Below are 26,295 nucleotides of genomic sequence, written 5' to 3' on the forward strand. Positions count from 1 at the left end.
GCGCGCGCTGGGACTGGGGTAAGGTGCATCCGCATGAGGAACACACGCCTGCCTGATCGCCGCGCGCCGGGCGCCTGCTATCTTCCCCGTGTTCCCGGACGGCGGCGTTGCTCGGGGGGGGAGCGCGGCCATTCGGGAACAGTTCTTCTGTCCTCTCGACCTTCTGCTCCGGAGACCTCGCGATGCTGAAGCATCCTACCGTCTCTGCGTGGCAGCGGGATCACGAGGAAGGTGGTTATACGGCCGAGCTGAACGGCTGGACCTTGCGGGTCCGTTGGATCCCCGAGCGTCCGGGCGAGGTCCGGGGCTTCAGGTGGGAGGCCGTCGATCCCTCGGGAAACAAGCTCACCTCGCACGAGATCCACGAGGAGATCGAGGTGGCGATGGCGTACGCCGAGGAGTGCGCGGCCCCCGATCCGAAGAAGCACGAGGGGAAGACCGTCGATTGAGCCGCGCGGCGGCGAGCGGCGAGCGGCGGGAGTAGAGCGACGAGGAACGACGCCGCGGGGCGCCTACGTCGGCCGCTGGTGACGGGAGCCGTGGCGGGGCGGGCGCTCAGCCCTCCTTGTCCGCCGGCGCGGCCCTGCGGCCCCGCTTGGCCCCGTAGTTCCGGATCACGATCTCCCCCACGCGGCCCCTGGCGTCGCTCTTCGCGTTGATGCTCCGGAGCGCTGCGACGTGATCGATCTTGAACCGCTTGTAGAGCGGCGGGATCTCGGGAACATCGGAGTTCGAGAGCATCACCTGGACGCCTCGTCCATCGAGCGCCGCGAAGAGGGCGGCGAGGCGCTCCTGGTCGCGGAAGCCGAAGCCGCCCGCGCTGTAGGACGTGAAGTTCGCGGTCGACGAGACGGGTGAGTACGGCGGGTCCAGGTAGACGAAATCGCCTGCCTGGGCGTGGTCGAGCACGCGCTCGAAGTCGCGGACCTCGAGCTCGACGCCCTGGAGCGCCGCCGAGCAGGCCCGCAGCTGGGCCGGGTTGCAGATGGACGGGTTGACGTAGCGGCCGAAAGGCACGTTGAAGCGGCCGGCGCTGTTGACCCGGTAGAGCCCGTTGAACCCCGTCTTGTTCAGGAAGATGGTCCGCGCGGCGCGCTCGGGCAGCGTGAGCGAGGCCGGATCGACGTCACGAACCTTGTAATAGTGCGTCTCCTCGTAGGCGTGGCCGCCCAGCGCGGCGATCACCTCCTCGACCCTGTCGCGCACCGCGCGGTAGCAGTCGATGAGCTCGGCGTTGACGTCCGTCAGCGTTGCGCGCTTCGGCTGCAGGCAGAAGAAGAGCGCGGCTCCCCCCACGAAGGGCTCGAAGTAGCGCCCGAACGACGCGGGGAGGAGCGGCTGGAACTGTCGGAGGAGCTGGCCCTTGCCGCCCGCCCATTTGAGGAACGGACGCGGCACGAGGGGCGCGGCGTTGTCGGGTTCGGTGACAAGTGCGGTGGTCATCGCGCAATACTGGACGGCAACCTACCAGGGCGCGCGATCGTCCTCAACCGTCGACGGCCACCGCGGGCGATCTCCCGGCTCCGAGGCGCTCGCCGGTCCGCCCCCGACGCGCGGGTGCCCGGAGCCACGGGTCGCTCCAGGCTAGGTCGTTCTATGTCCACGCCGCGGCCCCGCCGCGCGGCGAGATGTCTTGTGGAAGACGGTGGATGTTGGCTTGATTCATCAATGATTACGATTGCTTCTAAGCGCATGTGAGCGCGCGTGTCCCGGCTGGAGCGCTGCCCGGATCATGGCATGTCGCCGCTTGCGCGATCGCCGAGGAGGGATAAGTTGAAGTCTCGACACGCGGGCTGAACAGCCGCCGGTGGAGCGGAGTTCTCCCGCATTCGCGCACCGCCGCGTCAGGCCATCTCGCTGGTGGACCTGCGCGGCGCGGCAGGGGCTCGCTCGGGCGCTGAGCGTGGGCGCCCCGTGCCGGGCGGCGGCTCCTCGGGGGGCCGCCGTTCTTGGGAGCCGCCGTTGCTTCTCGACAGGAGGGATGCCGCCATGATGCTTGCCTTCGACCTTGATCGCGACGACGCCCCGCAGCAGCGCGGCCCCGCCCCGGCGGACGGAGCGGGTTGTTTCGGTGAAGCTGCGGACTACCGTGCTCAGCGGATCCTGTACGCCGCGCGTGGCTGGATCGGCGAGCAGGACGGCATCACCACCGACGGGCGCTCGCTGATCCTGCTGCACGCCCAGCGGACGCCGCCGGAGCGGCGCGAGGCGCTCGTGCGCTGCTTCGAGCGGGTGCTCCTGCACGCCCCCCGGCCGGAGCTCGCCGCGCTTTCGGCGTCGCTGCGCCAGGCGGGCCTCTCCGTGGACGAGGACCTCTCGGTGATGGGCGCCCCGGCCGGCGAGGTGCGCGCCGCCGTGCAGGGGCTCGGCCGATTTCGCTCCTTCCCGGCGGGCCTGCGCCTGTCCAGGGTGTCGCCGGACGACGACGAGGCCGCGATCCGCTCCATCCAGGAGCTCCAGGCCGAGAGCGGCCACGCACCGCTCCCGGGCTGGTACCTGCGCGGCGGCGAGGGGCGCTCCTTGACGCTCGCGCTGCGCGACGGCGCCGGCGCGCTGATCGGCTGCACCACCCTGTGCGTCGTGACGCGGCCGCACCCCGCCGAGGTCGGCGGGCGCGAGGCGCTCGCCCAGCTCGGGCTGCTGGGCGCCCCGCCGCTCTGGATCTCCGATGTGGGCGAGGCGCCCTCGTGGACGGCCATGCCGATCTGCACCTGCCTGCGCGAGGACCACCGCGGCCGGGGGCTCGGGGCTCCCCTCCAGGCGGCGGCGCTCCGGGAAGGGCACGATCGCTTCGGGATCCGGTGGTTCTACGCGCTCGTCAGGGCCGGCGACGAGATCGCGAAGCGCATGAACGCGCGTTGCGGGCTCGCCCCGCACCGGGCCGAAGGGTTCCTCGTCGCGTCGGCGGCGCCTCCGGACAAGCCCCGGCGGCCGGCGGATGGGCGCCGCGGCTCAGGCTGACAGCATCGGCGCGAGGATCTTGCCGAGCTCTGCGGCCACCTTCTTCTGCTGCGGGACACGCGCGCCGATCGAGGCGAGATAGACGGTCCGCTCGCACACCGTGAGTCGCGTCGCGTAAAAGTCGTCTCCGCCCGAGACCGAATCGACGAGCTCATCGAGCTCGGCGTAGCCGGCGATCTTGTCGGCGCAGCCTGCGCCCAGCGCGGCGAGCAGCGCGAGATCGTCGTCGTTCCCCGCGACGTCCGCGCATCGCGCGCCGCCGAGCAGCGACCCCTCCTCGCCGGCGAGGGCGACGGCGCGCACGCCGCTCCCGTGCGTGGCCTCTGCCAGGTAGCGCCCCACGGCATCTCGATGGACATCGCCCGGAGTCTTCGGTTGCTTCATCAGGGTGCCTCCGGCCGCGACTCTGCCCGGCCCGGCGCGGACGCCCAAGAAATCGGCTCCCGAGCGCCAGCGCCTGGAAAGCGGAGAGCGCCGGCGCCCTAGCCGAGGGTCCAGGGGTCCGGCGCCTCGCCGGCGACGCGCCGGCGGATCGTATCGAGCGCGCGCTCGAAGTAGCCGTCGCGCGCGACCACGAACTCATCGAGCCGCACGTCGCGCGGCTCGACCTTCACGGCGCCCGCGGCGTCAGGCGCTCGCCGCACGAGCCCGCTCGCGTGAGGCACCTCGCCTCGGACAAGGCGCAGCGCCGCGTCGAGCGGGAGCGCCAGCAGCGCGGTGACCTCCTGCGGGTCCGGACGCAGCGCCTCGATGGCGCGGCGGGTCGTCGCGAGCAGAACGTCCTGCACCTCGCGATCGAGGATGCCGGGCGCGTGGTCGTCGAGGCTGAGGCGCGCGCCGAGCCGGACCACATCGCGCGGCGAGAGCGGCAGGCCGATCTCCTCTTCCGCCTCGCGCAGCGCCCCCGCGAGATCCTCGCCGGCGCGGTAGTGCCCCGACACGGCGACCTCGAGCGCGCCGGGCCAGGTGTCCTTGTCCGGGCTGCGCTGCTGGAAGAGCACCCAGGGCTCCGCGGCGCGCTGGCGGCCGCCGCGATCGAGGCCCTCGGGCTCCCGCTCGAGGATCACCCACACGTGGACGCTCCGGTGCCAGTCGCCGTCGCGGTGGACGAGCCTGCGCGCCTTGCGCACGCCGAGCGGCCGGCCGCTGCGATCGAGGATGTCGAAGAGCTCCTCTCCGTCCTGCGCCGCCATGCACCCGAGGGTAGCGCAACGCGAACGGCGGAGGAGGATGCCTTCGCGGACCAGCGTGCTCGCGCCTCGTCACATGACGCTGCGCTTCGCGCCGTGGTCGAACACGACCATCAAGGCAAAGCCGCAGACGTGGAGCGAGGCGAGAGGTTGAAGTGGCGATCCCAGCGGGAATCGAACCCGCGTTACCGGCGTGAGAGGCCGATGTCCTAACCGCTAGACGATGGGACCTTGTTCTGTGGAGAAGACCGACAGCAGAGCTGAACGGCCTGGCTGGGGGACAAGGATTCGAACCTTGATAGCAAGAGCCAGAATCTTGCGTCCTGCCGTTAGACGATCCCCCAAGGGGTCAGCGCCGTGTTCATCAGCGCCACGGGCCGCGGAATCTACTCGGACTGCCCTGGTTGTCAAGCGATCAAAATCGGACCCGACCAAGAAAAATTCTCTCCGCAGAAAACCAGCATTATTTCGCGTATTTAGCGCGCTCTGCGGCGGGTCCTGTCAGACGCTGGCGACGATGGGCATCCCTGGCGTCGTCGCTCCGCCCCCGCTGCACGCCGTCAGTTACCCCTCCGCGCCCCTCCGCGCCCCGTCCGCACCCCGTCCACGTCGTCGCGCATCGCCGTCCTGCCGGTCTGATCCGTCCACGTTGCGTCCATGCTGTCGAAGCCAAAGACCCCGAAGCGGTTCCGCGGACGTCGCGGTGGCGCCCTCCTTGCTGCCGCCCTCCACAGCTTAGGCTTCGCCCCGCGGGGCTTCCGGCCATCGGAAAAGTCGCGGCTCTCTGCTGGGCGCCCTTGACGCGCCGGGCGACTGATTTACTTTCGGCCGCGGTTTAGCCACCGGCCTAGGAGAGTGCCAAGTGACAGTGATCTCGGGCACTTGGCTCTCGTCGCGCGGGCGGAACGCCCCAGCGGGGGGGCGAACGGGACCTCCGGCGAGCCGATGGTCAGTCAAATAGCCGAGGACGAGGAGCCAGCATGAAAATCAGGCCGCTGCAGGATCGGATTGTCGTCAAGCGCGTCGAGAGCGAGACGAAGACCAAGGGAGGCATCATCATCCCCGACGCCGCGAAGGAGAAGCCGATCGAGGGGCGCGTCGTCGCGGTGGGCAACGGCAAGGTCCTGAAGGACGGCAAGGTTCGCCCGCTGGAGGTGAAGGTCGGCGACAAGGTGCTGTTCGGCAAGTACAGCGGCACCGAGGTGAAGATCGACGGCGAGGAGCACGTGCTCATCCGCGAGGACGACGTGCTCGCGGTCACCGAGTCCGCCGCGACGTGAACCAGGCCTGAGGCAACCGAACGCAAGCGTTAGCTGATGCGGCCACGCGGCCGCGAGGGGATTGAGAGATGGCTGCGAAGCAGATCGTTTATAGCCGCGGCGCCCGCGCCGCGATCCTGAAGGGCGTCAACACGCTCGCCGATGCGGTCAAGGTGACCCTCGGGCCGAAGGGGCGGAACGTCGTCATCGAGAAGAGCTGGGGCTCCCCGGTCGTGACGAAGGATGGCGTCACGGTCGCCAAGGAGGTCGAGCTCGCCGGCAAGCTCGAGAACATGGGCGCCCAGATGGTGCGCGAGGTCGCCTCGAAGACCAGCGACAAGGCGGGCGACGGCACGACGACGGCGACGGTGCTGGCGCAGGCGATCTACGGCGAGGGCCTCAAGCTCGTCGAGGCCGGCCACAACCCGATGGATCTGAAGCGCGGCATCGACGCCGCGGTCGCCAAGGTCATCGAGGCCGTGCAGAAGGCCGCCAAGCCGACCAAGGACAAGGACCAGATCGCCCAGGTCGCCACGGTCAGCGCCAACGGCGACAAGGAGATCGGCCAGATCCTCGCCGACGCCATGGAGAAGGTCGGCAAGGAGGGCGTGATCACGGTCGAGGAGAACAAGCGCATGACGACGGAGCTCGAGACCGTCGACGGCATGCAGTTCGACCGCGGCTACCTCTCGCCCTACTTCGTGACCGACCCCGAGAAGATGACCGCGGTGCTCAACAACCCGCTCATCCTCGTGCACGAGAAGAAGATCTCGGCCATGGCCGACCTCCTGCCGCTGCTCGAGCAGGTGGTGAAGCAGGGGCGCGAGCTGCTCATCCTCTCCGAGGACGTCGAGGGCGAGGCGCTCGCCACCCTCGTCGTGAACAAGCTGCGCGGCACGATCAAGGTCGCCGCCGTGAAGGCGCCCGGCTTCGGCGATCGCCGCAAGGACATGCTGAAGGACATCGCGATCCTCACGGGCGCGACGGCGTTCATGGAGGACCTCGGCCAGAAGCTCGAGAGCGCCACGGTGCGCGATCTCGGGACGGCCAAGCGGGTCGAGATCGACAAGGACAACACGGTCATCGTCGACGGCCAGGGCGACAAGGTCGCCATCAAGGGCCGCATCGAGACGATCCGCAAGCAGATCGCGGACACGGCGAGCGACTACGATCGCGAGAAGCTCCAGGAGCGGCTCGCGAAGCTCGCCGGCGGCGTCGCGGTGGTGAAGGTCGGCGCGGCGACAGAGACCGAGATGAAGGAGAAGAAGGCGCGCGTCGAGGACGCGCTGCACGCGACCCGCGCGGCCGTCGAGGAAGGCATCGTGGTCGGCGGCGGCGTGGCCCTCTTCCGGGCGGCCGCCTCGCTCGATTCGCTCAAGTTCAACGACGAGCGCGACGCCGGCGTGCGGCTCGTGCGCCGCGCCGTGGAGGCGCCGCTCCGTCAGATCGCCCAGAACGCGGGGATCGAGGGGACGGTTGTCGCGGAGAAGGTCCGGACGGGCGCGCCCACGTTCGGCTACAACGCCGCGACCGACACCTACGAGGATCTGCTCGCCGGCGGCGTCATCGATCCGGCCAAGGTCGTTCGGCACGCGCTCCTGAACGCGTCCAGCGTCGCCGGGCTGATGCTCACGACCGAGGCCCTCGTCGCCGAGAAGCCCAAGAAGGAGAAGGCCGCGGCCGGCGGCGCTCCCGGCGGCATGGGCGGCATGGGGGGTATGGGCGGCATGGGCGGCATGGGCGGTATGGGCGGCATGGGCGGCATGGGCGACTTCGACATGGGTTGAGCGCCTGTCCGCGCCGCTCGCGGGCTGCCGCTGCCTCCGCGCGGCGCCGGCCCGCTGAGCGCGCCGCTTCCGACGAAGCGGGCCGAGGGGTCCTCCAAAGCATGCTGGCTTGGAGGGCCCCTCGCGCTTTGTGAGGGCCAGCGCTGTCGACCGGGTTTTTGACCCACGGTCACGTGGGGCGCTAGACTCCCGGGCAATGTCGGAGTCGTCGTTTGCCCGCTATGGCCGGGAGTACGCGCGGGGCGACGTGCTCTTCCGTGAGGGCGACTCCGGCGACATCATGTTCGTCATCCAGTCGGGCGCCGTGCGGATCACGAAATCGGTCGCCGGTGAGGACAAGGTGCTCGCCGTGCTCGGCCCCGGCGAATTCGTAGGCGAGATGGCGATCTTGAACGGCAAGCCCCGGAACGCGACGGCCACGGTGAGCGAGCCGTCCCGCTGCCTCGTGATCGACGCGCGGAAGCTCGGGACCATGCTGCAGCGCGACGCCGAGATCGCGCTCCGGCTCCTCAAGAAGCTGGCGAAGCGGCTCGACGCGGCGAACTCGCTCGTCGAGATCCTCATGCACCGGGACCCGAAGGCGCGGGTGATGCTCGCGCTCGCGCGTCACGCCGAGGCGTTCGGGGAAGAGACGCCGGAGGGGATACGCCTCCGCTCCTCTCCCGCGGACATCGCGCGCGAGGTCGACGTCGAACAAGAGACGGTGGACGAGGTGATGGCGCGGCTCCGACGGTTGAAGCTCCTCGCGTACGGGCCTCATGCGCCCGCGGCGATCCTGGTGACCGACATGCGCAGGTTCCGGGACTTCATCGAGTTCCTGGACATGCCGCAGAAGTTCGGCGGAGAGAGCTGAGCCAGTGGAGCTGCGTGTCATCGGCTGCCACGGCGGCGAGACCCCCAGGCATCGCACGTGCGCGTTCGTCGTGGACGAGGTCCTCGCGATCGACGCCGGCTCTCTCACGAGCGGGCTCGAGGTGAAGGACCAAGCGCGGATCGAGGCGTGCCTCGTGAGCCACGCGCACCTCGATCACATCCGCGACCTGGCCACGATCGCGGACAACCGCTGCCAGCTCGGGTGCCCGCCGCTCGTGATCGCGGGGACGCGCGAGACGCTGCGCACGCTCAAGAAGCACTTCTTCAACAACGTCCTCTGGCCCGATTTCGCGATGATCCCGAGCGCCGGGCAGCCGACCATCCAGTACCTCGAGCTCAAGCCGGAGCGCCCCACGCCGGTCGCAGGGCGGCTCGTGCGCGCGGTGCACGTGTCGCACACGATCGACGCGTCGGCGTTCGTGATCGAAGGGGACGGAGGTGCGATCGCGTACAGCGGCGACACCGGGCCCACGGAGCGGCTGTGGGAGGTGCTGAACCAACAGCAGGACCTCCGCGCGCTGCTGATGGAGGTCAGCTTCCCCAACCGGGAGCAGCGGCTCGCCACCGTGAGCGGCCACCACACGCCGCAGACGCTCGCCGTCGAGCTCCAGAAATACCGCGCGCCGAGGGACCTGCCCACGATGCTCTACCACATCAAGCCCGTCTTCCAGGCCGAGGTGGAGCGGGAGTGCGCCGCGCTGAAGGGGCTGAACCTGGAGGTCCTTCAGCTCATGGATCACTTCGTCCTGTAACCGGCGCCTTCGCGGCGGGTGTGCGCGAGCGCGGTTCATGACGGCGCAGCGCCGCCCGAGATCGTGTCGCCGAGCTGCCCCCTCGGCCCTGTCGCCGCACGGCGGCGCAGCGTCGCCCGAGATCGTGTCGCCGAGCTGCCCCTCGGGCGTGTCGCCGCGCCGAGAGAGCGCGGCTCGCGCGGGGATCGAACCCCTGCGCGGCGGCGGTAGCTCGCGCGCGACCGGGAGAGGCCCGGCGGTGCGAGCTAGCGGCTTTCCTGGGTGGGCTCGTCGTTGAAGGGGCGCTTGCCGTCGGGCACCTCTTCGACGCGGGCGAGGACGACCGTGATGTTGTCGGTGCCGCCGAAGTAGTTCGCCCGATCGATGAGCGCCTTGCACGCCGCGTCCAGCGAGCCGCTGGACATCACGAGCTCGAGGATCTGATCGTCGCTCACGAGCCCGGACAGGCCGTCCGAGCAGAGGAGGTACACGTCACCGTGGCGTGTCTCGTCCGTCACGAGATCGACGAGGACGTCCTCGCGGATGCCGAGCGCGCGCGTGATGACGTTGGCCGGCAGCTGCCGGACCTCCTCCTCGGTCATCCACGGCGCCATGTGCGCCGCGTCGCTGACGAGCGAGTGGTCGCGGGTGAGCTGCGTGATCTGGCTGTCGCGCAGGCGATAGCAGCGGCTGTCCCCGACGTGGCCGACCGTCACGTGCTCGGCGTCCTTGGAGAACATCGCCGCCACGATCGTCGTGCCCATGCCGAAGTCGGCGAGCGTCTTGAGCGAGCGATCGAAGATGCGCCGGTTCGCCAGCCTGAGGCCGGTGACGACGTAGTTCTCCTCCTCGGTCAGGTTCGGATCGGCAGGGAAGGGCCAGGTGGCGTCCCTCCCCACCGTCACGGACAGGAAGTCCGAGAGGGTGCTCACAGCAAGCTGGCTCGCGACGTCGCCTGAGCGGTGTCCGCCCATTCCATCCGCCACGGCCACGACACGGTACTCCTCGCTGACGAGGAGGTTGTCCTCATTGTGGTCCCGGAGGAGCCCGGTATCCGTCATCCCGGCAAACCGGGTCCGCAACATGGGCAGAGAGTAGACGCGGAGCAGGGGGGCAGCGCAAGTTCAAGGCGAGGGCAAAGCTGAAATCCTGGGCCGGATCTCCCACAGCGGCCGCTCCATGGCCGCTGGAAGCGGCCGGCGGCGGGGGTGACCGACCCTTCTGGAGGCGCCTGCTCGCTGGGCGCACTTTGCTCTTGAAAGATGCGAGAGGACGTGGGGTTCCCCGCCGCGCGCCGGTCGTCGAGGCGACGGGCGCGCGAGCTCAGAGCCAGCTCTCGCCGATCGCGATGCCCGCCGAGGCCGCGATCGCCTCGGCGGCGCGCACGCCGCAGGCCTGCGCCTCCTCGAAGAGCGCCATCCCCGGCTGGTCGACGTGAGCCCACGCGACGCGCTCGGCCAGCGCGCAGCGCGGCTCGAACGGCCGCGGGCCGAGGAAGCCCGGGCGCGGGCGCGGCATCGCGTGACCCCAGATCATGACGTCCATCCGCTCGACATCGTCGCGCAGGTGCGGGTGCGCCGGCGCGAGATCGCGCAGCACGCCGTCGGCGAGCGACTCCCACGGCGCGCGGAGCAGCGCCGCGCGCGCGGCGGCGACGTCCGGCCCGCCGAACGCGCGGTAGTACGTCAGCACGGTGCGCTGCACCGGCGTCGCGAGGCGCGACCGCTGCGCCGTCGCCGCCGCGAGATCGGTGAGCTGGTGGCGCGCGTCGACGTAGCCGAGCCCTTCTGCGCCGTAGAGGACGGAATCCCAGGCGTGGTTGGGATCGATGGGCCGCTCGACGTGCAGGTTTGCCACGAGCCACGCCGACGCGACCCGCTGCGGCAGCTCGTCCGCCGAGCCCCCCGCGAGGATCCGGCGCACGACGAACGCCGGCGCCGCGAGGATCGCCGCGCGGGCCTCGACGCGGCGCGCTTCGCCGCGCTGCACGTCGACGTAGTCGACCTCGACGCGGCCGTCCGCCCGCGGGCGCACCGACGTGACGAGCGCGCCGAGCGACACGCGCGGCGCCGCGCGCTCCAGCAGCGCCTTCACGAGCCGGCCGTTGCCCTCGGGCCAGACGAGGAAGCGGCTGCCCGCGAGCTCCGGCGTGCGCGCCTTGCGCCCCGCGAAGTAGTGCAGCCCGGCCCACGCCGAGATCTCCTCGGGCGCGCCGCCGAAGTCGTCGAGCATCGCGTAGCCGACATACCAGCGCAAAAACGGCGTGCGATACCCCTCGCGGTCGAGCCACGCCGCCATGCTCATCCGGTCGAGCTCGAGGAGCTCGGGGTCGCGCGACGAGCGCTCGATCGGGATCTGGAACGCCGGGCGCCCGTCGGCGCCGGTGAGCTCCGTGAGCTCCTCCTCGAGCGCGTGGAACCTCTCGAGCTCGTCCAGCGCCTCCCTCGAGAGCGCGTCGACCGGCGCGAGGCCGCTGTGCCACGCGCCCTCGTAGAAGATCCGCTCGCCCGGCGCGTGGCACAGCCTCCGCGGATCGAACGTGGGGCGCCCCGCCGCGTCCCAGCCGGTGACGACGCCCATCTGCTCGAGCAGCCGCAGCGTCGCGCGCGCCTCGACGTTCGGCGCGGCGAGGTAGTGCGCGCCCCACGGGTACGGCACGACGCCGTCGTCGCCCCACGCGCTCGTGCCGCCCGGCCTCGGCTCGAGCTCGAGGACCCGCAGATCGAGCCCGGCGCCGGCGAGCCGCCACGCGGCCGACAGCCCGCTCACCCCGCCGCCGACGATCACGACGTCCGCGCGCTCGGCGGGGCCGCTCGCCGCTCGCCGCGGGCCGACGCGGAGCAGGTGGCCCGCGCCGTGCGCCGCGCCCACGATCTCGCCGGCGATCGGCGCGCGCCCCGGCGCGGCGGTGTGCACGAGCCAGCCCGCGGCCACGGAGCTCAAGAAGCCGCGGCGGTTCACCGGATCACCGCGTCCACTCGGCCCACTCGCGCGTGTACACGGAGACGAGCTTCTGGTCGTTCAGCCGGTTGATCGGCGCCTCGACGCGGCCGAGATCGCGCGGGAACCGGAAGAGCTCCGGCAGGCCGCCCGAGTCGAGGTAGCGGAGCCTCGACGGATCGATCCGGAGCGTGCCGGGCGCGGAGAGCCCCTCGCCGCCCGCCAGGATGAAGCCCCACTCGCCGAAGCTCGGCACGTAGACGTGGAGCGGCGCGGTCTTGAAGCCGGCCGCCTCGAGCGTCGTCACGACGCACCAGTACGACTCGCGCGCGTAGTGGGGCGACGTCGCCTGGACGACGGCGAGCCCGCGCACGGAGAGGCGCTGGCGGAGCAGGTGATAGAAGGCGTCCGTGTAGAGCTTGCCGACGGCGTAGTTGCCCGGATCGGGGAAATCGACGATCGCGAGATCGAACGACTCGGTCGACTCCTCGAGGTACTTGAACGCGTCCTCGTTGCGGACGACGACGCGCGGGTCGCGGAGCGAGCCCTGGTTCAGGTCCGCGGCGAGCGGAAGATCGCGGAAGGCGCTGGTGACCGCGTCGTCGAGGTCGACGAGCAGGACGTGCTCGACCGAGGGGTAGCGGAGCAGCTCGCGCGCGGCGAGCCCGTCGCCGCCGCCGAGGATCAGCGCGCGCCGCGGCTCGCGCCCCAGCGCGGCGACGGCCGGGTGCACGAGCACCTCGTGGTACCGGTGCTCGTCGTCCGACGAGAACTGGAGGTTGCCGTTCAAGAACAGGCGCGTCGTGCGCGGGCTCCTCGTGACGACGATGCGCTGGTACGGCGACTGCGCCGAGTAGACGATCGGCGCCCCGAAATAGAGCGCCTCCGAGCGCTCGACGAACCGCGAGACGAGCGCGAAGGCGACCCCGAGCGCCGCGAGCACGATCAGGCAGAGCGCCCGCAGCCGGACGACGACGGCGCGGTCGAGCGGGAAGAGGAACGTGCTCGTGAGCGCGACCGCCGCGTTGAGCATGCCGAAGAACAGGCTCGTCTGGTGGATCCCGAGGCGCGGCAGGAGGAGCGAGGGGAAGAGCAAGCTCGCGGCGAGCGCGCCGATGTAGTCGAGCGTGAGCACGCGCGCGACGAGCCGCTTGAGATCGAGCGAGAAGTTGAGCAGCCGGATGAGCAGCGGGATCTCGAGCCCCACGAGCATCCCGATGAGCAGCACGAGCGAGTAGAGCAGCGCGCGGAACGATCCCAGCGCGGTGTAGACCCGGAAGAGCATCGGCGCGGAGAGCCCGCCGACGAGCGCCAGGCCGAGCTCGATCTCGACGAAGCGCTCGAGGAGCCGGCTCTCGATGTACTGGGAGAGGTACGAGCCGATCCCCATCGCGAACAGGTAGAGCCCGATGACGAAGCTGAACTGGGTCACCGAGTCGCCGAGGACGTAGCTCGCGAGCGTGCCGGTGATGAGCTCGTAGACGAGCCCCGACGTGGCGATGACGAACACGCTCGCGAGGAGCGCCGGGTGCACGAGCCGGGGCAGCGGCTGCGCCGCTGGAAAGTGCGCCGGGGCGTCCCCGGGAGGGGCGCCCCGAGCTCCCGCAGAGCTCTCCTCGGTGGCCGGCATCGGCGCGGTCCTAGCACCGCTCGCGCTGGACCACAGCCGGTTCGGGCTCGCCGTCGCGCGCTGACGAGCGACCCCGCCTTCGTGCGCGGCGCGCGGCGTGACCCCGGGGCACGTGCGGCACGCGCGCCACGTTAAGCCGCGCACCCGAAACGCTTCCGCTTCCGTGGTCGAGGCTTCTAGTATGGTGCTCGCGTGAGCACGCCCTTCGACCGAGCAGCCGCGTGCCCGTCTTGCGGCGCGCCGATCACGTTTCGCTTCGCGGGCGCGATGGCGCAGGTGTGCAAGCACTGCAAGTTCGTCGTCGCCCGCACCGATCGGGACCTCCGCGCCGTGGGGCGCGTCGCCGACCTTGTCGAGATTCCCACGCCCCTCCAGCTCGGGGTCACGGGGCGCTGGGGCAACGAGCCGTTCGTGGTCGACGGCCGCGTCCAGATCGATCGGGAGAGCGCGCCGGGCGCGCCCTGGCAGGAGATCTTCATCGCGTTCCCGGCCACCGGCCGCTGGACGTGGGTCGCCTTCGCCCAGGGGCGCTGGTACGCGACGAGCGAGGCGCCGCTCCCGCTGAACGGCCTGCCCCAGTGGAGCTCCCTCCAGCCGGGGGGCCGCGTCCACCTCGAGGGGCACGGCATGTTCACCGTGGTCGAGGTCGGCCGCCGGCGCGTGATCTCGGCCGAAGGCGAGATGCCCTACGTCGCCGCGCCGGGCGTGGTGACGGGCTTCGTCGACATCGCGGGGCCGAGGGGCGAGTTCGGGACGCTCGACTACGGCGACGGGCGGACCATCCCGCCCAAGCTCTACCTGGGCCGGCAGATCGACCCGGCCATCATGAAGCTCGACACCGGCGTCCCCGTGGACCAGCCCACGGCGCAGGTGTCGGCCGTCGCGTGCCCGAACTGCGGCGGCAACCTGCCGCTCGCCGCGCCCGGCACGACGGAGCGCATCGTCTGCCGGTACTGCGGTACGGCGAGCGACCTCACGAAGGGCGCGCTCGTGGCGCTCGGCCAGGTCCCCCGACCGCCCGTGGAGCCGTACGTCCCGCTCGGCGCCGAGGGCCAGCTCCGCGGCATGCGTGTGCTCTGCATCGGCTTCGTCATCCGGGGCTGCACCGTGGAGGGCGAGCGCTACCGCTGGCGGGAGTACCTGCTCTACGGCGGGCCGAGCGTCGGCTACCTGTGGCTCATGGAAGAGGACGGCGCGTGGCAGCTCGTGACGCCGCTCTCGCCCGGCGAGGTCCAGCCGATGGGCTCGACCGCGAGCTATCAAGGGCGGACGTACGCGCTCAAACAGAGCGTCCACGCCGAGGTGGAGTACGTCATCGGCGAGTTCTACTGGAAGGTGGAGATCGGCGAGGCGGTGCAGGCCACCGAGTACCAGGGCCAAGGCGGCAAGGTCAGCATCGAGCAGGCCCCGACCGAGGTCAGCGTGTCGTTCTGCTCGCCGCTGCCGGGGAAGGAGCTCGCCGCCGCCTTCAACCTGCCGCCCCCGCCGAGCCCCTCGGCGGGCGACGGGACGAGCTCCCGCATCGTCGTGGTCGTCATCGTGCTCATCGTCGTCCTCCTCATCCTCATGGCGCTCGGCGACTGCGGAGGGGGCGGCGGCGGCGTCATCTTCATTCCGAGCGGGGGTGGCACCCCGAGCTTCGGCGGCGGGAAGTGATCCAGCTCCACTGCTCGATTCGGCTGCATATGAAATGATCGGCTGGCGCCGTGCGTCGTTTGCGATCCCGGCTGGTGTCGAGTCGGGAACGTGTCGCGCTGGACATGTCTATGTCCACCTCCGTGGAGAGGCGACATCGCGTCGCGCGGAGCGGTCGGATTCGGGCAGATGATGGTCGGTTTCGGGTATCGGCCTCCGCCGGATGCCGCTGGCGTTCAAGTGATTTCAATGGCTTACACGCTGGCCCACGGCGGCCCGTGACGTGCAATGTGCCGCCCGACGCCGGCGTGGACCGGTGGTCGGAGGCCCATGCAAACCGTGAATTCGATCGACCCGCACGCACAGCTGCGCGCGCTGTACATCTCCCTGCTCCGGAACCAGGAGCACTTCGACGAGTTCAAGCAGCTGCTCGCCCTCTACGTCGTCGCGCCCGAGGCAGACGAGGAGCCGGTGGACGCGGCCAGGATCCGCTCGCAGCTCAACAGCCGCATCCGCTCCTGGATCGGCGGCTTCTTCGATGGGCTGAGCGCCTCCCAGGTGCTCCAGTGGCGCGCGATCGTGGTCGAGGAGCGCTTCAACGTGTGCCTGTCGCCCTGGAAGGAGTCGAACGTCTATTGATGCTGCGGCGCAGGCGACAGGCGGGGCTATCCCGCCATCGGCGTACGTCTCACCGGCGCGGCTCTGCGCCGGTGCCATCTACCGGCGCCCGGAGCGCGCCGTGCACCGCGAGCGCCGGGCCCGGCGCGCCGCGCCGGGCGACGGAGGTGCCCGCGCATGGATGACGCCCTCTGGGTGGACGAGCTCTACAAGGCGTTCTGGCGGACCCTCCCCGGGATGCTGCACGCCGACGCGCAGGGGCTGGCCTACACGCTCGGCCTGTCCCCGTCGCGCGACGTGCCCTGGAGCGCGGTGTTCAGCAACGAGATCACCCTGGCGGCGCCCGCGCTGCTCGCGGAGGCGATGCCGGGCGTCCGCGGGGCCACCGTGCAGGACGCGCTCCTCGCGCACCTCCTCGCGGTCATCGAGGCGTTCGGGACCGATCGCATCAAGGACAACCAGGTCCGCCCGACCTGGCAGCTCGAGGCCGTCCTGGCGCACGCCCGGCGGGCGCGCGACGAGGCGCTCCGCCGCGTCGCGCCCGGCGTCGACGACCCGGCCATCGACTTCGCCCGCGCCGACGACGCGACGCTGCTCGCCATCGACGCCGAGCGCGGCCTCCTCGCGAGCGGCGGGCCCGCCGGCTTCAGCCAGTATTACGCGCTGTCCCTCGGCAAGCAGAGCGTCGGCTTCCCGGCGTCGATCGCCCTCGCGCACGCCGCAGGCTGGACGGCCGAGCGGCGCGAGGTGCTCGCGCGGCTGCTGTCGTCGGTCTGGCTCGGGCTGCAGCTCCACGACGACGTCATGGACTGGCAGGACGACTACCAGCGAGGCGGCGCCTGGGCCGTCGTCCTGGCCTCGGAGCTCCGCTCGCGAGCGCACGGAGAGCCCGGGGCCGAGGCGCGCGATCGGGAGCGCGCCTCCGAGCCGCACCACCGCGGCGCCGTCGCGTACGGACCGCTCGGCACGCCCCCGTGGGGGATCGCCGCCACGCCGAAGGCGCAGAGCGACCCGCCGACCCCCGACGCGCCCTCGTCCCTGCTCCCCGTCCGTCGGATGGTCCTCGAGTCCGGCGTCCTCGCGGCGATGCTCGACGGTGAGCGCCGGTGCTTCCGCGCCGCGCGGCGGCGCGCCGCCGCGCTCGGCGCCCGCCGGGTCGCGGCGTGGGCGGAGGGGAGGGAGGCGCAAGCGCAGGAGCTCGCGCGGTGCGAGGCCGAGAGCCCAGGCTTCGCCAACCGCGCCCACGCGCTCACCGCCTGGGCCAAGGCCGTGCTGGCATGAGCCGCGGCCGCGGCGCGGCCGCGCGAGGGGGGGCGGGCTCTCCGGGGCGTGCGCCCGCGTCCGCACGCCCGGCGCGCGGCCGCAAGAGCGCGCCGCCCCCCGCGTCGACCGCATCGCCCAGGACGCGCCCGCGGCGCCCGCCGTGGGACTTCGGCTATGCGCCGGTCCCCACCGCTGCCGGCGACGACGACGGCGGTCCCCTCGACGTCGTCGTCGCCTCGCGGTGCCCCGTCGCCCCCGACGCCGTCGCCGCGGCGCTCGGGGCGCGCTGGTCCGGGATCGCGGTCGAGCGCGTCATCGAGCGGACGCCCCTCTTCTGGCTCCGCGTCCGATCCCCCGACCGCGGGCGGCGCGCCGACGTCGCCGCGGCGCTCTCGGCCGCGGCGCTGCCGGTGCGCTACGTCGCGTCGGCCCGGCGGCCGAGCGCCGCCGTCGCGCCGCGCTTCGACGCGGCCGCCGGCGCCGCGGCCCGCCCCGAGGGGTGGACCGCGCGCAGCGTGTCCGTCGAGGACGAGCCCGTCACCCCCGGCCGCTGGTTCCTGCGCGGCGAGGGGGGCGGGATCGGCGTCGATCGCCGCCACTGCGGGGGCGGCGCCGGCATGCGCCTCGGGGTCATCGACGACGATGCCTGGGCGGCCGACGAGCTCGGCCTCGACCGCGAGGTGCTCGTCATGATCGAGCAGCCGCCGCGCAGCCAGGCGCACGGCGCGTTCATGGTCGCGTGGGCCGTCGGGGTGCGTCGCCCCGGCGGCTTCCGCGGCGTCGCGCCGGACGCGTCGCCCCGGCTCTACCTGATCCCGAAGCCGGGGGCGTGTGTCCTCGCCCTGCCGGTCGCGATCGTCCGGGCGGTCAGCGACGGCGCCGACGTCGTGGTGTGCGCGGCGTACGTCGAGGGCTCGACGACGCCCATGCTCGACGACGCGCTCGAGTTCGCCGCCCGCCTCGGACGCCGCGGCCGCGGCTGCCCCGTCGTGTTTCCCACCGGCCGCGAGGCCTCGAGCCCTCCCGAGTCGCTGCACGCGAGCTTCTCGCTCGGGTTCGGCGAGCCCGCGAGCGACCCGCGGGTGTTCTGCGTCGGCCCGGGCGCCCGCGGCGACGGGTGGTTCCTCTGGCGGGATCGCCGGGGGCGCAGCCGCCCCTTCGCCAACCGCGGCCCGGCGGTGCGGTGGCTCGCGCCAGGGGACGACATCGCTTGCCCGCTCCCCTCCACGTCCAGCGCGTCCCCCGCGCTCGAGCGGCTCTGCCACGCCGAGTCGAGCGGGGCTTCGGCCCTCGCCGCGGGCGCCCTGCTCCTCGTCCTGTCGCAGAACCCGTCGCTCCGCCTGCCCGAGCTCGACGCCCTCGTGATGCGCACGCTCGCCCCGGTGCCCCCCGCGGCGCCCGCGTCGGCCGAGCCGATCGCCGACGCGTGGGACGTGCTCCCCGACGGGCGCGATCGCGACGGCCACAACGCAAAGCACGGCTATGGCCGCATCGACGCGGGTCGAGCCTGCCTCGCCGCCGGCGATCCCATCGCGTTCGCGCTGGTGCTCATCGGCGAGGACGGCGCCGCCCGCGCCTGGCACGACGCCCGCGCCGAGGGCCCGCTCGTCCGCCGCCTGTACTCGCGCCGCCTCGCGCGCTGGGCGGTCCGCGCGCTGCTCGCCGACCCGAGCCTCTGCCACGGCGTCTGCGCCCTCGCGCGCCACGCCCGCCTCACCGCGGGCGACCCTCGGCGCCAGCGCGCCCATGGCGCCGGCGCCGTGCTGCGGCAGCTCTCGCTCTTCGTCCGCGCCCTCGCTGGGAGCCGGGTGGTGCCGCCGCCCTCGCCGCGCGTGCGGGACGAAATCACCGCTGTGCTCGATCGGCTCGAGCGATCGGCCACCGACGCCGCCGCCGTCGCCGCCGTCGAGTCGCGCTTCGGAGCGCTGGCCGACGTCGTGTTCGCGGACGCCACGGACGGCGACGCACACGAGGGCGCCGCCTGAGCGCGCTCCCCGCCCTGCCGTGGCGTGGTCCCGCCCTCATCCTCGCGGGAAAACGTAATGAAACTCGCGTAACAGCGCCGCTGGGGGGCCGGGATCGCGGGTGTCGGGCGCGCCGCGCCTCGTTCGGCGCGTGAGCCCCGTTGGTTCACCAGGGGTTCCAGCGTATCGTGAGTGGCTCGCGGCGCAATTTGCGCGCCGTCGGCTCTCCCGATGCCAGCTATCGAGAATCGGCGTTGGCTCCTCGCGGTGGTCGTCCTCGCGGCGCTCGTGCTGGGCGGCTCGGGGATGAGGAGCGCTCTGAGCTGGTACGAGCGCCCGTTCCCTGGCGTCCTCATCGATCCGGACGGCGTCGTATCGAGCGTGGGCCTGCCGTCCTGGGAGGGCTTCCAGAAGGGTCTCCGGTACCCCGATCGCGTCGTGGAGGTCGACGGCTGGCGCCTCGAGAGCACCTCGGGGCGCTACCGCGCCAGCGCCTGGGACGCCGCCGTCGAGCGGGCGGCGCGCGAAGGGCAGCGCTCGGTGCGCGCCCGCGTCGAGACCGCGGAGGGGCCGCGCGACGTCGAGCTCTCCCTCGTCCCGTTCGACGCGCTCGCCTGGTGGTTCTACGCCGGCGGGCTGATGGTCGTCGCCTCGCTCTACGTGGGCGCCGCGCTCATCGCCCTCAGCGCGAGCCCGCACGGCAAGCTCGCCCGCGCCTTCGCGAGCGCCGCGCTGTTCGCCGCGCTCTTCCAGTTCGCGCTGTTCGACTACCACAGCTCGCGCCACCTCGTCCCGTTCTTCCACGTCGCCTACGCGCTCGTCCCGATGAGCTTCTTCACCCTGGCGCTGCGGCTGCCCGACGACGTCCCGCTCATCGCCCGTTACCCCGTCTTCGCGCGGATCGCGCACGGGCTCGGCGGCCTGCTCGCCGCCGCCCTGCTCGCGTCGCACGCCATGGGCTGGACCACCGTCGGGCTCCGGAGCGTCTGCGCCATCCTCTTCGTCGCGTCGTTCTTCTTCTTGGCGACCACGCTGATCCTCCGCTTCGCCGCGGCGGAGGGCGATCGCCGCCGTACGCTGCGCGCGCTGCTGCTCGCCATGGCCCCGCCGCACGTGGTGATCGCCCTCGGCTTCATGCTGGCCATGCTCGGCGCCTCGGCGTCGACGCTCGCGTGGTTCGCGATCCCCGCGCTCGCCCTCACGCCCGTCTCGAGCGTCGTCGCGTTCATCCGTTACGACCTCTGGGGGAGCCGCGCGCTCCTGTCACGCCCGCTCACGCGCGCCATCATCGCCGGCATGATGGTCGCGCTGACGGTGATCCTCTGCTCCGCCTGCGCGGGGTACGCCGGCCTCCCGCTGCTCGGCGCGATCAAGGTCGCGGCGCCGGCCGCCGTCGTCAGCGCGGCGCTCGTCGTGTTCGCGCTCGGCGCCGGCGATCGGAAGCTCTTCCCGGCGCGCGCGGAGTACAAGCCCACCGTCGAGCAGCTCAGCGAGGAGCTGACGCTCGTCGCCGATCCCGACGAGGTCGCCTTCGCGGTCGAGCGCACGGTGGCGCGCTGGCTCTGCTGCGAGTCGGTCACCTTCCGGCGCATCGCGGTCGACGCGGTCGACGGCGCGAGCGCGGCCCAGTCCGGCGCCCCGGCCGAAGAGCAGGCGCCTCGGACCGACGAGTCGAGCGGCGAGCGGGTCATCGAGGTCGAGCCCCCCGGCGAGAGCGCGAGCGAGCTCTCGCTGACGGTCATGTTCCGCGGCCGGCTGCTCGGCGTCCTCGAGGTCGGCAAGAAGCGCGGCGGCGCCCTGTTCACGAGCGAGGATCTCGACCTGCTCCGCACGATCGGCAACCAGGCCGCGCTCGCGCTGGCGCACGCCCACAGCTACGCGGAGCTGGAGCGGCGGCGGCGCGAGCAGGCGGCCGCGTGGCGCGACGAGCGCGCGGCGCTCATCGAGACGCTCGCGGCCGAGATCACCCACGAGGTGCGCTACCCGATCAACTTCTTCCGCTCGGTGTTCACGCGGGGATCGAAGAACCAGAGCCTGGACGCCGAGGAGGTCGACATCGGCTGCGAGGAGGTCGAGCGCCTCGAGCGCCTCGTGATGGGGCTGCGCCGGGTGACGCACAGGAAGCTCGAGCGCCGCCGCCTCGCGGTCGAGGAGCTCGTGAGCCGGGCGGAGATGCTCCTGCGCGATCAGCTCGGCAAGCGGCGGATCGAGGCGCGCGTGAGCGCGGGCTCGAAGCTCCGCTGCGACCCCGATCAGGCCACGCAGGTGCTCGTCAACCTGCTCTCGAACGGCCTCGACGCGGCCGGCGACAAGGGCACGATCGGCGTCACTTGGGGGCCCACCGAGAACGGCGCCGAGCTCGTCGTGTGGGACACGGGGCCGGGCATCTCGGGGGACGCGTCTCGGATCTTCGCGCCCTGGTACACGACGAAGCCGCGTGGGACCGGGCTCGGGCTCGCCATCACGCACCGCATCGTCCGCGCCCACGGGTGGTTGATCGAGCCGGAGCGGCGCGAGGGCACGACGCGGTTCGTGATCACCATCCCGGCCGCCGACGTCTCCACGACCGCGGAGGAAGAGGTCGCGTGAAGATCCTGATCGTCGATGATCAGCGGAGCGGCCGCCGCACGCTCCGGCAGATCCTCGCCGCGCTCGACGAGGTCGAGGTGCTCGAGGCGGTCGGCCTGGACGACGCGATGGCGGCCGTGGAGCGGAGCGCGCCGGACCTCCTGCTCCTCGACGTGCGCCTGTCGGACGACCCGCGCGACCGCGGCGGCCTGGAGATCCTGCGGCGCGTGCGGGCCTCGGGTCGGAGCACGCCGGCGGTGATGGTCACGTCGGTCAGCGAGCTCTCCGAGATCCGGGAGGCGATGCGGCTCGGCGCCCAGGACTACGTGCTGAAGGACGAGCTCTGCCCGGAGATGCTCCTGCCGATCATCGAGGGGCAGCGCGAGCGCTTGCTCCTGAAGGGCGAGGTCGTGCGGCTCCGCGAGCGGGTCGACCGCACGTTCGGCACGAAGGCGCTCCTCGGCTCGTCCGCGGGGATGGAGCGCGTGCGCCGGATCATCGAGCGGGTCGCCGAGTCGAGCAAGACGGTGCTCATCCGCGGCGAGACCGGCAGCGGCAAGGAGATGGTCGCCCGCGCCCTGCACGAGATGAGCTCGCGCCGCGGCGAGCCGTTCATCGCGGTCAACTGCTCGGCGCTGCCGGGGACGCTCATCGAGTCGCTCATCTTCGGGCACGAGCGCGGCGCGTTCACCGGCGCCGAGAAGCGCATGCGCGGCCAGCTCGAGCTCGCGGGTGCGGGCACCATCCTGCTCGACGAGATCGCCGAGATGCCCGGCGAGCTCCAGGCGAAGCTCCTCCGCGTCGTCGAGGATCGCCGCTTCCGCCCCCTCGGCGCCGAGTCGGAGATCCCGCTGCGCGCCCGCGTCCTCGCCGCGACCCACGTCGACCTGGAGAAGCGCATCAGCGAGGGGCGCTTCCGCGAGGACCTGTTCTACCGGCTCAACGTCGTCACGGTGCACGTCCCGTCGCTCGCCGAGCGCGACGCCGATCTCATCGAGCTCCTGCTCGCGTTCAGCGCGGAGCTCCCGCGCAAGCTCCGCTACACCGACGACGCGATCGCGTGGCTCGTCCGGCGGCCCTGGCCCGGCAACGTGCGGGAGCTCCGGAACGTCGTCGAGCGGCTGGGGCTGCTCGCCGACGACGATCTCATCGACGTCCCCACGCTCGAGGAGCTCGCGCGCGAGCGGCCGGTCGTGGACGCCACCGCCGAGATCGACCGGCTGGCGCGCGCCCTGCTCGCGTTGCCCGAGCGGCTCGGGTCGAAGCTGCGCGTGATCGAGCGCGCCGTGCTGCACCACGCGATCGAGAGCTGCGGCGGCAACAAGGCGGCCGCGGCGCGGCTCATCGGCGTCGATCGGAAGATGCTGGAGCGGCGCTGGGACCGGCACACCGGCGAGGAGCCGCCGAGCAGCCGGCGGATGTCGCCGCCGACGCCGACAGCCGCGCGGCACCTCGGCGAGGAGCCGCCGAGCAGCCGGCGGCACACGCCCGCGAACGGGACGCGGCACCTCGGCGAGGAGCTGGCGAGCAGCCGGCACCACACGCCCGTGAGCTTGCCGCGGTACGTCGGTGAGGAGGCGCCGACCACCCGCCGCCAGGTGCTGCCGCCGGACCAGGACGACGCCTGAGCGGCGCGCGGCACCCGAGCGGTGCGCCGCTCAGGCGCGCGGCACCCGAGCGGCCGCGCCGCTCACCCGGGGCGCGCTACTTCCTGCCGATGCCCGTGTAGACGAACCCCATGCCGCGGAGCTCGTCCGGCTCCCAGATGTTGCGCCCGTCGAAGAGCGTCGGGGAGCTCAGGATGCGCTTGAGCCTGTGGAAGTCCGGCCGCCGGTACTCGTGCCACTCGGTGACGACGACAAGCGCGTCCGCGCCCTCGGCCGCGCCGTACATGCCGTCGCTCAGGAGGATGCGGTTCCCGTAGATGGCGCGCACGTTCGGCATCGCCTGCGGATCGTGCGCCTGGACCGTCGCGCCCGCCTCGAGCAGCGCGTCGATGAGCGTGAGCGCCGGCGCCTCGCGGATGTCGTCCGTCTGCGGCTTGAACGCGAGCCCCCAGACCGCGATCGTCTTCCCCTTCAGCGCGCCGTCGAAGTGCGCGCTCACCTTGCTCGCGAGCAGCCGCTTCTGCCGCGCGTTGATCCGCTCGGTCGCCCGGACGATCTCCAGATCGTGCCCCACCGATCCCGCGGTATAGAGGATGGCCGAGAGGTCCTTGGGGAAGCACGACCCGCCGAACCCCGGGCCGGCGAAGAGGAACTTCGTGCCGATGCGGGGGTCGGCCCCGACGCCCTTGCGTACGAGCTCGATGTCCGCGCCGACCTTCTCCGCGAGCACGGCCAGGTCGTTCATGAACGAGATGCGCGACGCGAGCAGCGCGTTGGCGGCGTACTTTGTGAGCTCGGCCGAGCGCGCGTCCATGAGCTGGATGCGGTCGCTCGCCCGCACGAACGGGTTGTAGAGGTGGCGCAGGATCTCGCGGGCCTTCGGATCGTCCGAGCCGATGATCACGCGGTCGGGCTTCATGAAGTCGCTCACCGCGTCACCCTCCTTGAGGAACTCCGGGTTCGACGCGACGGCGAACGGCTGGGTGGCGTTCGCGCCGATGATCTGCCGGAGCCGGTCCGCCGTCCCGACGGGGACCGTGCTCTTCGTCGCGATCACCTTGAAATTGTTCAGGTTCTTTCCGATCGTCTCGCCGACGGCCTCGACGGCGGAGAGGTCGGCGGAGCCGTCGTCGGCCTGCGGCGTCCCGACGGCGATGAAGACGATCTCGGCGTCGCGGATGGCGCCGGCGACGTCGGTGGAGAACCGGAGCCTGCCGTCGCGCGTGTTCTTCGCGATGAGCACATCGAGGCCCGGCTCGTAGATCGGCACCTCTCCGCGCTTCAGCATCTCGATCTTGGCAGCGGACACGTCGACGCACGCCACGTCGTTCCCGAAATCCGCGAACCCCGCGCCGGCAACGAGGCCGACATACCCTGTTCCCACGACGGCAAGCTGCATGGGCGGGACGCTACCACGACCCCGGCGTCGTTCGAGCCGGCAGTCGCACGGAGTGTGACCCCCGATCGATCTGTCCCGCTCCTCTCGCGTGGGCGCGCGCGCCGAGCGTTCGTGCTGCCCTCGACAGCTCTGGACCGAGCGCTGCCGGGCGCGCGATGGCCTAGGCGCCGCGCGGCTCAGGGGTGGACGAACACCACAGTGCCGGTCAGCGAGCGCGCTGCGCCGTGCCACCCCGGCGGGACGGCCGGCTCGGTCCAGAAGAACAGGCGGCGGGCGTCCTCTGGCGACAGGTTGATGCAGCCGTGGCTCTTGGGCCGGCCGAACTTGTCGTGCCAGTACGCGCCGTGCAGCGCATACCCCTCCTCGAAGTACTGCACATAAGGCACGTCGCGCAGCTCGAACTCCTCGCCGACGGTGTCCGAGTCCATGGTGCTGGTGACGAACTTCGTATGGATACGGAAGATCCCGCGCTTTGTCGCGGTGCTGGACTCGTGATCAGCGAGCCCCGCCTCGCCGCTCGAGATGAGCGTGGCATAGACGGGCTTCGTGCCCTCGTAGGCGACGAGCACCTGCTTCGTGATGTTGACGTCGAGCCACTTCTCGCCGTTCTTGCCCCAGGCGGGCATCTTCTTGGCAGGGTCGATGCGGCCGGCGTGGCGATCGTCGACCCAGTCGCCGTCCTTTGTCTCGTAGTGCAGCTTGCCGCCGAAGAACTGCTGCTTGCCGGTGAGGGGCACCGCGGAGCGCCACTCGAGCTCTCCGCCCTCGACGAGCTTCTTGCCCGCGACGCGCCACCGCTTGCCCCCGGCGCGGCGCACGAGCGCGAACGGGAAGTCGACGTCCTTGCCGATCTCGACGCCGTGGAACTCCGAGCCGCGGATGGGGCGGAACCTGTCGGCCGGGACGACGCGCAGATCGGTTGTGACGTTGTAGCGCCGGCCCTCGTGGAGGAACGACTCGATGAACGCCATCCCGTTGCGCCGCGAGACCTCGTCGATCTTCACGGCGTCCTCGGTCTTGATGAGGCCGGAGAGGTTGGGGGCGCGCCGGCCGTCGCGCAGGAACCAGGGGATCTCGCGATCGGTGATGCGCTGCGCGAGGGCGTCGAGCGCGGTCGGGGCGGGCTCGGCGCGCCATTTGAGCCAGACGTCGAGGCCGTAGGTCGCGCCGCTCTCTTCATCCTTGGCCCAGCGATCGAGGTGCTTCTTGAGGTTCGGCTCGAAGCGCGCGAGGTCGTCCTCGGTGGGGATGCGCGCGTAGGCGGGGCCGCCGCGCGTGACGGTGCCGTACATGTACGGGAGCTTGTGGGTGACGTCGGGGCGGCGGGCCGCGGCGCGGACGATCTCGTGATCGACGTCGAGCGTCGCATCGGGGCCGACGCACACGTAGCCGAACGGCTTGATCTTGCGGAAACCGCCGGGGCAGCCGGCCGTGCCGGCGGGCTCCGGATCCACCTCCACGATCGCGCCGGCGCGCAGGAAGCCGACGGGCTTGGCGTCGCTGCTGGGCCGCGCATAGACGCGCGTGATCATCGCGGTGCTGGCGAGCCGCGGGCGGCCCTCGGGGATCGGCGGCGGCGGCGTGGCGACGCCGCCGAGCGAGACGATGGGCGGGCCCTGGGGCTGGCCGGGAGGCGGCTCGTCCTCGGCCGGGGCGGAGGCGACGGCCGCGGGGGAGGCGAGCGCGGCGACGGAGGCGCCCTGGGCCTTCTGGGCTCCGGCGGCGCCGGGGGGCTCGGTCGTCGCGTCGGCGGCGGTCCCGGAGCGGCCGCAGCCCGAGAGGGACGCGGCGAGCGCTAGAAGCGCGAGCGCATGGCGGCTCGCCGCGAGCGTGGCTGCGGCGCGCGTTCGAGGCGGCGTGTCCATGGCGC

Annotated in this window: 20 protein-coding genes and 2 tRNA genes; 12 read left to right on the top strand and 10 right to left on the bottom strand. The window is 72.1% G+C overall.

The annotated features are described in order from the left end of the window. The first annotated feature begins 182 nt into the window (after positions 1-182). A complete protein-coding gene (locus WME90_RS14395) occupies positions 183-449 on the top strand; it encodes a hypothetical protein (RefSeq protein ID WP_437281681.1) in 267 nt (88 codons plus the stop codon). Between the two features lie 106 nt (positions 450-555). Here WME90_RS14395 and WME90_RS14400 read toward each other — a convergent pair whose 3' ends face one another. After that, the gene (locus WME90_RS14400) at positions 556-1,443 is read right to left on the bottom strand and encodes a DNA adenine methylase (RefSeq protein WP_437281682.1); all 888 of its coding nucleotides are present in this window, start codon (positions 1,441-1,443) and stop codon (positions 556-558) included. A gap of 546 nt (positions 1,444-1,989) precedes the next feature. Here WME90_RS14400 and WME90_RS14405 point away from each other — a divergent pair. Then, complete coding sequence (locus tag WME90_RS14405; protein WP_437281683.1) at positions 1,990-2,961, top strand: hypothetical protein; 972 nt, start codon at positions 1,990-1,992, stop codon at positions 2,959-2,961. On the opposite strand, the gene WME90_RS14410 is transcribed toward WME90_RS14405, so the two are convergent. The 4 genes from WME90_RS14410 to WME90_RS14425 form a co-directional block, all read right to left on the bottom strand. Then, positions 2,953-3,345 carry a hypothetical protein gene (locus WME90_RS14410; RefSeq protein ID WP_437281684.1) on the bottom strand — a complete coding sequence of 131 codons (393 nt, stop codon included), beginning with the start codon at positions 3,343-3,345 and terminating at the stop codon, positions 2,953-2,955. The genes WME90_RS14405 and WME90_RS14410 overlap by 9 nt on opposite strands. A 98-nt stretch (positions 3,346-3,443) precedes the next feature. Further along, positions 3,444-4,154, bottom strand: coding sequence for an NUDIX hydrolase (locus WME90_RS14415; protein ID WP_437281685.1), 711 nt, complete (start codon positions 4,152-4,154; stop codon positions 3,444-3,446). A gap of 153 nt (positions 4,155-4,307) precedes the next feature. Continuing rightward, positions 4,308-4,382, bottom strand: a tRNA-Glu gene (locus WME90_RS14420). 39 nt (positions 4,383-4,421) lie between these two features. Beyond that, positions 4,422-4,495, bottom strand: a tRNA-Gln gene (locus WME90_RS14425). 636 nt (positions 4,496-5,131) lie between these two features. On the opposite strand from WME90_RS14425, the gene groES reads away from it, so the two are divergent. The 4 genes from groES (at position 5,132) to WME90_RS14445 (ending at position 8,822) form a co-directional block, all read left to right on the top strand. Further along, on the top strand, positions 5,132-5,431 hold the full coding sequence (groES, locus tag WME90_RS14430; RefSeq protein ID WP_437281686.1) for a co-chaperone GroES: 300 nt from the start codon (positions 5,132-5,134) through the stop codon (positions 5,429-5,431). Positions 5,432-5,499: 68 nt separating this feature from the next. Continuing rightward, complete coding sequence (gene groL / locus WME90_RS14435; RefSeq protein ID WP_437281687.1) at positions 5,500-7,197, top strand: chaperonin GroEL; 1,698 nt, start codon at positions 5,500-5,502, stop codon at positions 7,195-7,197. Positions 7,198-7,393: 196 nt separating this feature from the next. Next, positions 7,394-8,050: a Crp/Fnr family transcriptional regulator gene (locus WME90_RS14440; RefSeq protein WP_437281688.1), complete on the top strand. Its 657-nt coding sequence runs from the start codon at positions 7,394-7,396 to the stop codon at positions 8,048-8,050. 4 nt (positions 8,051-8,054) lie between these two features. Continuing rightward, positions 8,055-8,822 (top strand): MBL fold metallo-hydrolase, encoded by a 768-nt coding sequence (locus tag WME90_RS14445; protein ID WP_437281689.1) that lies wholly within the window; start codon positions 8,055-8,057, stop codon positions 8,820-8,822. Positions 8,823-9,067: 245 nt separating this feature from the next. Here WME90_RS14445 and WME90_RS14450 read toward each other — a convergent pair whose 3' ends face one another. From WME90_RS14450 to WME90_RS14460, 3 genes are all read right to left on the bottom strand, one after another. Beyond that, on the bottom strand, positions 9,068-9,886 hold the full coding sequence (locus WME90_RS14450) for a PP2C family protein-serine/threonine phosphatase (protein WP_012235416.1): 819 nt from the start codon (positions 9,884-9,886) through the stop codon (positions 9,068-9,070). 238 nt (positions 9,887-10,124) lie between these two features. Beyond that, positions 10,125-11,762, bottom strand: coding sequence for an FAD-dependent oxidoreductase (locus WME90_RS14455; RefSeq protein WP_437281690.1), 1,638 nt, complete (start codon positions 11,760-11,762; stop codon positions 10,125-10,127). Between the two features lie 4 nt (positions 11,763-11,766). Further along, the gene (locus WME90_RS14460; RefSeq protein ID WP_437281691.1) at positions 11,767-13,371 is read right to left on the bottom strand and encodes a polyamine aminopropyltransferase; all 1,605 of its coding nucleotides are present in this window, start codon (positions 13,369-13,371) and stop codon (positions 11,767-11,769) included. A 192-nt stretch (positions 13,372-13,563) separates the two neighbouring features. On the opposite strand from WME90_RS14460, the gene WME90_RS14465 reads away from it, so the two are divergent. The 6 genes from WME90_RS14465 (at position 13,564) to WME90_RS14490 (ending at position 23,047) form a co-directional block, all read left to right on the top strand. Then, a complete protein-coding gene (locus WME90_RS14465) occupies positions 13,564-15,027 on the top strand; it encodes a DUF4178 domain-containing protein (protein WP_437281692.1) in 1,464 nt (487 codons plus the stop codon). 309 nt (positions 15,028-15,336) lie between these two features. After that, a complete protein-coding gene (locus WME90_RS14470) occupies positions 15,337-15,645 on the top strand; it encodes a hypothetical protein (RefSeq protein ID WP_437281693.1) in 309 nt (102 codons plus the stop codon). 156 nt (positions 15,646-15,801) lie between these two features. Further along, a complete protein-coding gene (locus tag WME90_RS14475; protein WP_437281694.1) occupies positions 15,802-16,905 on the top strand; it encodes a hypothetical protein in 1,104 nt (367 codons plus the stop codon). Continuing rightward, positions 16,902-18,872 carry a S8/S53 family peptidase gene (locus tag WME90_RS14480; protein WP_437281695.1) on the top strand — a complete coding sequence of 657 codons (1,971 nt, stop codon included), beginning with the start codon at positions 16,902-16,904 and terminating at the stop codon, positions 18,870-18,872. The genes WME90_RS14475 and WME90_RS14480 overlap by 4 nt, the downstream gene beginning before the upstream one ends. Positions 18,873-19,082: 210 nt before the next feature. Next, positions 19,083-21,440 carry an ATP-binding protein gene (locus WME90_RS14485; RefSeq protein ID WP_437281696.1) on the top strand — a complete coding sequence of 786 codons (2,358 nt, stop codon included), beginning with the start codon at positions 19,083-19,085 and terminating at the stop codon, positions 21,438-21,440. After that, positions 21,437-23,047, top strand: a complete 1,611-nt coding sequence (locus WME90_RS14490) for a sigma-54-dependent transcriptional regulator (protein WP_437281697.1) — start codon at positions 21,437-21,439, stop codon at positions 23,045-23,047. The genes WME90_RS14485 and WME90_RS14490 overlap by 4 nt, the downstream gene beginning before the upstream one ends. Positions 23,048-23,123: 76 nt before the next feature. Here WME90_RS14490 and WME90_RS14495 read toward each other — a convergent pair whose 3' ends face one another. Both WME90_RS14495 and WME90_RS14500 read right to left on the bottom strand, forming a co-directional pair. Continuing rightward, positions 23,124-24,425 carry a UDP-glucose dehydrogenase family protein gene (locus WME90_RS14495; protein WP_437281698.1) on the bottom strand — a complete coding sequence of 434 codons (1,302 nt, stop codon included), beginning with the start codon at positions 24,423-24,425 and terminating at the stop codon, positions 23,124-23,126. Between the two features lie 176 nt (positions 24,426-24,601). Continuing rightward, entirely contained in the window at positions 24,602-26,290 is a 1,689-nt protein-coding gene (locus WME90_RS14500; RefSeq protein ID WP_437281699.1) for a L,D-transpeptidase, read from the bottom strand. Between the last annotated feature and the right edge of the window lie 5 nt (positions 26,291-26,295).

Origin of the sequence: Sorangium sp. So ce375 (genome assembly GCF_051473855.1) — a bacterium.
Taxonomy (GTDB): Bacteria; Myxococcota_A; Polyangia; order Polyangiales; family Polyangiaceae; genus Sorangium.